The sequence below is a fragment of the Dietzia sp. CW19 genome, from assembly GCF_014145265.1.
In the GTDB taxonomy this organism is placed as follows: domain Bacteria; phylum Actinomycetota; class Actinomycetes; order Mycobacteriales; family Mycobacteriaceae; genus Dietzia; species Dietzia natronolimnaea.
Window position 1 is genome coordinate 1 of the sequence record NZ_JAALEE010000020.1, and the last position, 7,854, is coordinate 7,854.

Here is a 7,854-nt window from a genome sequence, read left to right on the forward strand (position 1 = left end):
GCCGCCTCGGCGGAGGCCGCCCGCCTCCGCGGGGACGCGCTCGCCGCCTCGGAGATCGCTCGGGCCTCGGCCCGGGACGCCCGGAGTCGGGCTGATGAGCTCGATCGGCGCTCGGAGGAGATGCGGGTGCGGATCGATGAGGTGAGACGTCGTGTCGACGCCCTCTCGGACGCGCAGCGTGCGCTCTGGGCCGGCGGCCCCCTGGTCCCGCCCGGTTACGTCGCCCCCGCGGTCGACGGCGTCAACACGGCGGCGCTGAACGTGGCTCTCACCCGGCTCGGTGCCCCGTATTCCTGGGGGGCGACCGGTGCGGACGAGTTCGACTGTTCGGGCCTCATGGTGTGGGCGTACGCGCAGGAGGGGAAGACGCTCCCGCGGTCCAGTCAGGCGCAGGCGGTGTCGGGCGCGCCCGTCGCGATGGCCGACATCCAACCGGGTGACCTCGTCATCTACTACCCGGGGGCGACACACGTCGGCATGTACGCCGGCGACGGACTGGTGCTGCACGCGTCGACCTATGGGGTCCCGGTCAAACTCGACAAGGTCGACTCGATGCCGATCAGCGGGATCCGTCGGTACTGACGCGGGGACTCCGGGCGGGGCCTCCCCGGACACTGTGGCAGTCTCGGACGTGATGACGAAGACCCTGCTGATCACCAACGACTACCCGCCGCGACCCGGCGGCATCCAGTCGTACCTGGAGACCTATCTGGCGCATCTCGATCCCGAGGACGTGGCGGTCCTCGCCTCGACGTTCCGGGGTAGCGACTCGACCGACTACGACGACTCCCGTCCCTACCTGGTCGAGAGGGTGCCGACGGAGATGCTGCTGCCCACGCCGGAGCTCGCGGTGCGTGCGCGGAGGCTCGCCTCGGACTTCGGGGCGAGCACGGTGTGGTTCGGTGCGGCGGCGCCGCTGGCCGTGATGGCGCCCGTCCTCCGGGAGGGTCCCGTCACCCGGATCGTCGCCAGCACCCACGGTCACGAGGTGGGGTGGTCGATGCTGCCGGGTTCGCGGCAGGTGCTCAGGCTGATCGGGGAGTCCACCGACGCCGTCACCTACGTGAGTGACTACACGAGACGTCGCTTCGCGGCGGCGTTCGGTCCACACGCCCGACTCGTGCACCAGCCCGGAGGCGTCGACACGGCCAGGTTCCGTCCCGATCCCGTGCGGCGTAGGGCGATCCGGGAGCGCTACGGGGTGGCGGACCGGGAGGTGATCGTGTGTCTCTCACGACTCGTCCCGCGCAAGGGTCAGGATGCGCTCATCCGCTCGTTGCCCGAGATCGCCCGCCGCGTTCCGGGAGCGGTCCTCGTCGTCGTCGGGGGTGGTCCGTACCGTCGCACGCTCGAGGGGCTGGCCCGCAGGCACGGGGTGTCCGACCGGGTGATCTTCACCGGTCGGATCCCGGCGGACGAGATCGTCGACCACCACCGGATGGCGGACGTGTTCGCCATGCCGTGCCGCACCCGGGGCGGGGGACTGGACGTGGAGGGGCTGGGGATCGTGTACCTGGAGGCGTCCGCCTGCGGTGTCCCCGTGGTGGCCGGCCGGAGTGGTGGCGCTCCGGAGACCGTCGTGGACGGGAGCACCGGTCTCGTGGTGGACGGGACCTCGGACGGCGAGATCGTCGAGGCCGTGGCCGGTCTGCTCTCGGACCGGCCACGCGCCTCCGCGATGGGCGTCCGCGGACGCTCCTGGGTTCTCGGGTCGTGGCGCTGGGAGGACCTGGCACGCGACATGCGGCGGGTGCTCTCCGGCGACTAACCCCGGCTCGAACCCCGACCCGGCCGTGGGTCAGGCGTAGAGGTCCTCGATCTGGGCCGCGAACTTCTGGTGCACCACGTTCCGCTTGACCTTGAGTGAGGCGGTGAGCTCCCCGGTCTCCTCGGTGAACTGGTCGGGTAGCACGTGGTACTTCTTGATCGCCTCGGAGTGGGAGACGGTCCGGTTGGCCCGGGACAGCGCCTGGTCGAGATGCTCGATCATGTCCGCGTCCCGGAGCAGCTCGTACAGCGAGCCGGTCTTACCGTGGTGGGCCTTCCACCGCTCCAGTGCCTCCGGGTCGAGGGTGAGCAGCACCGAGATGAACGGCTTGCCGTCGCCCACGCACACCGCCTCGGCCACGAGCGGGTCGGCCCGGAGCGCGTCCTCGAGCTGGCTCGGGGCGACGTTCTTGCCCCCGGCGGTGACGATGATCTCCTTCTTGCGACCGGTGATGGTCAGGTAGCCGTCCTCGTCCAGGGACCCGAGGTCCCCGGTCCTGAACCACCCGTCGGAGAACGCCTCGGCGGTGGCGCGCTCGTTACGCCAGTAGCCGGAGGTCACCACCGGGCCGCTCACCTCGACCTCACCGTCAGGTGCGATCCGGACCGCACACCCGGGCAGCGGCTGGCCGACGGTGCCGATACGCATCTGACCGGGGGTGTTGACCGCGATCGCGGCGCACGTCTCGGTGAGGCCGTATCCCTCGAAGATGTTGACACCGATGCCGTCGAAGAAGTGCGTCAGGCGCTCACCGAGGGGCGCCCCACCCGAGATGGCGATCTCACAGCGGCCGCCGAGCGCCGCGACGAGCTTGGCGTAGACGAGCTTGGCGAACAGGGCGTGGCGAAGCCTGAGCAGCGGCCCGACGCGTCCACTGCGGTTGGCCTTGGAGTACGCGACCGCGGTGTCGGTGGCCTTGTCGAACATCCAGGCCTTGACGGTGCCGCCGTCCTGGGCGGTGGCCTGGGCCTTGTTGAAGACCTTCTGGAACACGCGCGGGACGGCCAGGATGTAGTGGGGCTGCATCTCGGAGAACGTGTCCACGAGATTGGTCAGGTCCGACGAGTGGGCGATGCGGACACCCGCGTGGAACCCGGCGTAGGTGATGGCGCGGGCCAGCACGTGGGCCAGGGGCAGGAACATGACGGTGGTCGCGTCCTGGCGGAGGTACTGGTTCAACGGCGTCTCGAGGACCGCGAGGGCCTCGGACATGAAGTTGCGGTGGGTGAGCATGCACCCCTTGGGGCGTCCGGTGGTGCCCGAGGTGTAGATCAACGTCGCGGGGGAGTCGGCGGTCACCCCGGCGCGCCGTTCGTCGAGTACCGCGTCGGGCACCTCGGTCGCACCCGCGGCGAGGGCGTCCAACGCGGGGGTGTCTCCTTCGATCACGAGGACGTCGGGGGCCGCCTCCAGCCCGCTGATCCCCTCGCGGGTGGTGGCGGCGTGGGTCTCCTTCTCGACGATGGCGAGCCGGGCGCCCGAATCCTCCATGATCCACCGGATCTGCTCGGCCGAGGAGCTGTCGTAGACGGGCACCGTGACCGCGCCGGCGGCCCAGATCGCGAAGTCGATCACGTTCCACTCGTATCGGGTCGAGCACAGGAGGGCGACCCTGTCCCCGGCCTGGACGCCTCGGGCGACGAGACCCCGACCCACCACGCGGACCGTCTCGGCGAACTCCCGGTTGGTGACATCCGTCCACCGACCGTCGACCGGCCGCTGGAACGCCACGTTGTCCGGCGTCCGCTCCGCGCGGTCGTAGGCCGCCTGGGCGCAGGACCAGTCGTCGGGGACGGTGAAAGTGGCGGGGGCGGCGACGTATTCGCGCAAAGGGTCCTCCTGGTGGAGACGATCGATGGTCTAATCGCAGTGAGGACACACTATCCCCGGGGCCGGACGGCATCCACGTCACCCGTGTGCCCGGGCGCCGGTCGCCAGGGCGCATCCCGGCCGAAGATATGTGAAGCTGGGGGATATGAGCGAGGACAACGGCGCCCCCGAGGTGTGGCCGACCAGCGACTCCACCGTGATCGACGCGACGGTCGAGGACGTGATGGCCGTCATCTCGGACTTCGACTCGTATCCCGAATGGTCCACGTCGATCCGGGTCGCCGAGGTCCTGTCCGTCGGCGCGGACGGTCGTCCGGACCGGGTCCGGTTCGCCCTGGAGGCGGGCGCGATCGTCGACGACTACGTCCTCGCCTACTCCTGGTCGGCGGACCACAGGGTCGTCGAGTGGAGGCTGGAAAGTTCGGCGCTGCAACGTGCGCAGAAGGGCTCCTATCGCCTCGAACCGGTCGAGGGCGGCACCAGGGTCGACTACGAGCTGGAGATAGAACTCGTGGTGCCGGTGATCGGCCGGCTCCGCGACCGGGCCGAACGGCGGATCCTCTCCGAGGCCCTGCGTGAACTCAAGCGCCGGGCCGAGTCGCGGTGACCGGCGCCAGGGTCGCGATCGTCATGGGGGGCGACCCCCCGGCCAGGTCGGAGGTGACCGCGCAGTTCCTGCTCGACGCGGGCGGAACGGCCCTCATCCTGACCGGGGACCCCGGTGCGGTGGATCCGCGGCTGGACACGACCGACGAGGGGCCCGTGGAGGTCCGTGTCGACGACGCCACCGCGAGACTCGAGTCGTACAGGTCCGGTGCGGTGGATCCGGACGACGACGTGCTCGCGGCGCTGGCCGCCGGAGGGGACGCGCCCCTCGCCGCTGTCCTGGGATGGGAGTACGCCCGGCGGGCGGCCGCCGCGGGAGTGTGGGACGTGGTGGTGGTGGAACTCGACGGTGACCTCGCGGCGGTCCGGAGGATCGCGGCGGCGGGGGAGCTGACCGCGTTCGTGGAGTCGCGCTGGCCCGCGCACGTGCGGTTCGCCTCGATGGCCGCAGGTGACCGCGCGGACGCCCGGACCCGCGAGGCGCACCGACTGTCCCTCCTCGCGGCGGAGGTCTCGACGTTCCTCGCGGGTCCGGTCGAGGTGATGGTGGTCGGGAGCGCTCCGGAGCGGACCGCGGCGCTGGCGGCACTCGCACGCGGGGCGGTCACTCCCTCCGTCTCCCCGGACGGTAGTGGCGGATACCGGGTGGAGTTCCCGGTACCGGCTCGTCCGACCACCCCGCCCTCGGTCGAGGGCGACGGGCTCAGGGTGGTCCTCGACGGTATCCGGACGATGCTGCGGCTTCCCGCGTTGCTCTCCCGGTGCACTCTCGTCGCCTCGCACTTCGACCCCGGGGCGTGCGCCGTGATCGCCAGCTTCGTCCCGGATCCCGAGCTGTGGCCACCGAATCTCGTCCCGTCCGGATTCGCGGACCGATCCGGGTAGTATCCGCTCCGTCAACTCCCCAACGACGGAAGGTCCGGTGACCCAAGTTGCTGTACTGGTTGTTCAAGTACGTGCTGATCGGTCCCTTCCTGAGAGCGACCAGTCGAACCACGACCACGGGGCAGGAGAACTTCCCCGTGAGCGGGGCGGCACTGCTCGTGGGGAACCACTACTCCGTCGGCGACTGGTTGTTCACGGTACTCCTGCTCCCGAGGCGGGTCACCTTCCTGGCCAAGAGCGACTACTTCACCGGCACCGGGATCCGCGGCGTGCTCAGCAGGTGGTTCTTCGCCGGAACCGGTCAGCACCCGATCGATCGCACCAACGCGGACGCCGCTCAGGCCGCACTGAACGCCGGGATGGAGGTGCTCTCGGCCGGGCAGGTCCTGTGCATGTACCCGGAGGGCACCCGCTCACCGGACGGACGGCTCTTCCGCGGTAAGACCGGACCAGCGCGCCTCGCTCTCCGAGCCGGGGTGCCGATCATCCCCGTGGGGGTGATGGGGACGGGTGAGTACGTCCGTAAGATCAGCAGGTTCCGTCGGAGCCCGGTCGAGGTCCGAGTCATGATCGGTGAGCCGCTCGACCTGACCCCGTGGGCCGGGAGAGAAGGCGACCGTGCGGCGGAGCGGGAGATCACCGACGAGTTCATGAGGCGCATCCAGGCGATGACCGGTCAGGAGTACGTCCACGACATCTACGGCGCCGAGATGAAGAAGCGCTACGAGGCGGTGCGCAAGTCGGGACGAAACCTCCTCGACCAGCCTGTCGAGGGGCAGCGCTGACGCCGGTGCGCTATTTCTACGACTGCGAGTTCATCGAGGACGGCACCACCATCGACCTGGTCTCGGTGGGGGTGGTGGCGGAGGACGGACGCGAGTTCTACGCGGTCTCCACGGATTTCGACCAGGCCAAGGCCGGTCCGTGGGTCCGCCGGAACGTCCTGCCCAAACTGCCCAATCCCTCGTCCCCGGCCTGGATGTCGCGGGCGGGGATCCGCGACGGGTTGTACGACTTCGTCACCGCACCGATCTCCGGGCCGGTCGAGTTGTGGGCGTGGATCGGGGCCTATGACCACGTCGCGGTGTGCCAGCTCTGGGGCGACATGACCGAGCTGCCGGCGGCGATGCCGAAGTTCACGCGGGATGTGCGCCAGCTGTGGGAGATGGCCGGGCAGCCGGAGCTGCCCCCGCACCCGGGCGGAGCCCACGACGCCCTCGGCGATGCCCGCCATGCGTTCTTGAGATTCCGGGCGATCGCGGCGAAGGCGCCCCACCTGGGTCTCTGAGGTCGCCTCGGGCGGCGGTGGCGTATCCTCGCGGGGTGAGCAACTGGACAGTCGACGTCGACATCGCACAGCTTCCCGACCTCCCTCCGCTCTCGGCGGACCTCGATCGGCTGCTGGCGGACGCCCTGTCGCGACCGGCGCTGCAGCAACCGTCGTGGGATCCCGATCACGCCGCGGCGATGCGCAAGGTCCTCGAGAGCGTGCCGCCCATCTGTGTGGCCTCCGAGGTCGAGCACCTCTCGGATCGGCTCGCCGATGTCGCGCACGGGCGTGCCTTCCTCCTCCAGGGCGGGGACTGCGCGGAGACGTTCGAGGCCAACACCGAGCCGCACATCAAGGGCGTGATCCGCACGCTCCTGCAGATGTCCGTCGTCCTGACCTACGGCGCGTCCATGCCGGTGGTGAAGGTCGGCCGGATCGCCGGTCAGTACGCCAAGCCGCGCTCCGCCGACCGGGACGCCACCGGCCTGCTCTCGTACCGCGGGGACATGGTCAACGGGCTCGACGCGGACGACTCCGCTCGTGAGCACGACGCGTCCCGCCTGGTCCGCGCTTACGCCAACGCCGCGGCGGCCATGAACCTGGTCCGCTCCCTGACGGCCTCGGGGACGGCGGACCTGCACCGCGTGCACGAGTGGAACATGGAGTTCGTCGCCGGGTCGCCGGCGGGCGCGCGCTACGAGGCGCTCGCCGCGGAGGTCGATCGCGGACTGCGGTTCATGGACGCCTGCGGTGTCTCCGACGAGAACCTGCGGTCGGCGGACATCTTCTCCTCCCACGAGGCGCTGGTACTGGACTACGAGCGCGCGATGTTGCGCCTGGCCGACGACGGCACGGGCCTCACGGGTGACGCGGAGCAGGGGCTGTACGACCTCTCGGCCCACTTCCTGTGGATCGGGGAGCGGACGCGTGGGATCGACGACGCCCACGTGGCGTTCGCCTCACTCATCGAGAACCCGATCGGTCTGAAGATCGGCCCCTCGACCACCCCGGAGCTCGCGGTGGAGTACGTGGAGAAGCTCGATCCGCGCAATCGTCCGGGACGCCTGACCCTGGTCTCCCGCATGGGCAACGACAAGGTCAGGGACGCGCTCCCGCCGATCGTGCAGGCCGTCGAGGCCTCGGGGCACAAGGTCATCTGGCAGTGCGACCCCATGCACGGGAACACCCACTCCACGTCCAACGGGTACAAGACCCGGCACTTCGACCGGATCATCGACGAGGTCCAGGGCTTCTTCGAGGTCCATCACGCGCTGGGATCGCACCCGGGCGGGATCCACATCGAGCTCACGGGCGAGGACGTCACCGAGTGTCTCGGCGGCGCCCAGGACATCTCCGACCTCGATCTGGCCGGGCGGTACGAGACCGCGTGCGACCCGAGGCTCAACACCCAGCAGTCGCTGGAGTTGGCCTACCTGGTGGCGGAGATGCTCCGCAACTGAGCCGCGGCGTCGCGGGGACGGCCGGGCCCCGGGGA

General features: G+C 70.2%; 8 protein-coding genes. 7 read left to right on the plus strand and 1 reads right to left on the minus strand.

The window, feature by feature from the left end; all coding sequences use genetic code 11:
* Together G6021_RS00755 and G6021_RS00760 are read left to right on the plus strand one after the other, a co-directional pair.
* Window positions 1–582 (plus strand): NlpC/P60 family protein (locus tag G6021_RS00755; RefSeq protein WP_182640468.1); only part of this gene is annotated, 582 nt, incomplete at its 5' end.
* Between the two features lie 52 nt (window positions 583–634).
* Window positions 635–1,768: a glycosyltransferase family 4 protein gene (locus G6021_RS00760; protein ID WP_182639265.1), complete on the plus strand. Its 1,134-nt coding sequence runs from the start codon at window positions 635–637 to the stop codon at window positions 1,766–1,768.
* A 30-nt stretch (window positions 1,769–1,798) separates the two neighbouring features.
* Here the strand turns inward: G6021_RS00760 and G6021_RS00765 are convergent, their stop codons facing one another.
* The gene (locus tag G6021_RS00765; protein WP_179525042.1) at window positions 1,799–3,598 is read right to left on the minus strand and encodes a long-chain fatty acid--CoA ligase; all 1,800 of its coding nucleotides are present in this window, start codon (window positions 3,596–3,598) and stop codon (window positions 1,799–1,801) included.
* Between the two features lie 145 nt (window positions 3,599–3,743).
* On the opposite strand from G6021_RS00765, the gene G6021_RS00770 reads away from it, so the two are divergent.
* From G6021_RS00770 to G6021_RS00790, 5 genes are all read left to right on the plus strand, one after another.
* Entirely contained in the window at window positions 3,744–4,205 is a 462-nt protein-coding gene (locus G6021_RS00770; RefSeq protein ID WP_182609375.1) for an SRPBCC family protein, read from the plus strand.
* Window positions 4,202–5,089, plus strand: a complete 888-nt coding sequence (locus G6021_RS00775; RefSeq protein WP_182616893.1) for a hypothetical protein — start codon at window positions 4,202–4,204, stop codon at window positions 5,087–5,089. The genes G6021_RS00770 and G6021_RS00775 overlap by 4 nt, the downstream gene beginning before the upstream one ends.
* A gap of 71 nt (window positions 5,090–5,160) precedes the next feature.
* Window positions 5,161–5,874, plus strand: coding sequence for a lysophospholipid acyltransferase family protein (locus G6021_RS00780; RefSeq protein WP_304815659.1), 714 nt, complete (start codon window positions 5,161–5,163; stop codon window positions 5,872–5,874).
* Between the two features lie 5 nt (window positions 5,875–5,879).
* The gene (locus G6021_RS00785) at window positions 5,880–6,377 is read left to right on the plus strand and encodes a polyadenylate-specific 3'-exoribonuclease AS (RefSeq protein ID WP_182616889.1); all 498 of its coding nucleotides are present in this window, start codon (window positions 5,880–5,882) and stop codon (window positions 6,375–6,377) included.
* Between the two features lie 35 nt (window positions 6,378–6,412).
* Entirely contained in the window at window positions 6,413–7,819 is a 1,407-nt protein-coding gene (locus G6021_RS00790; RefSeq protein ID WP_182616887.1) for a 3-deoxy-7-phosphoheptulonate synthase class II, read from the plus strand.
* Window positions 7,820–7,854: the final 35 nt, after the last annotated feature.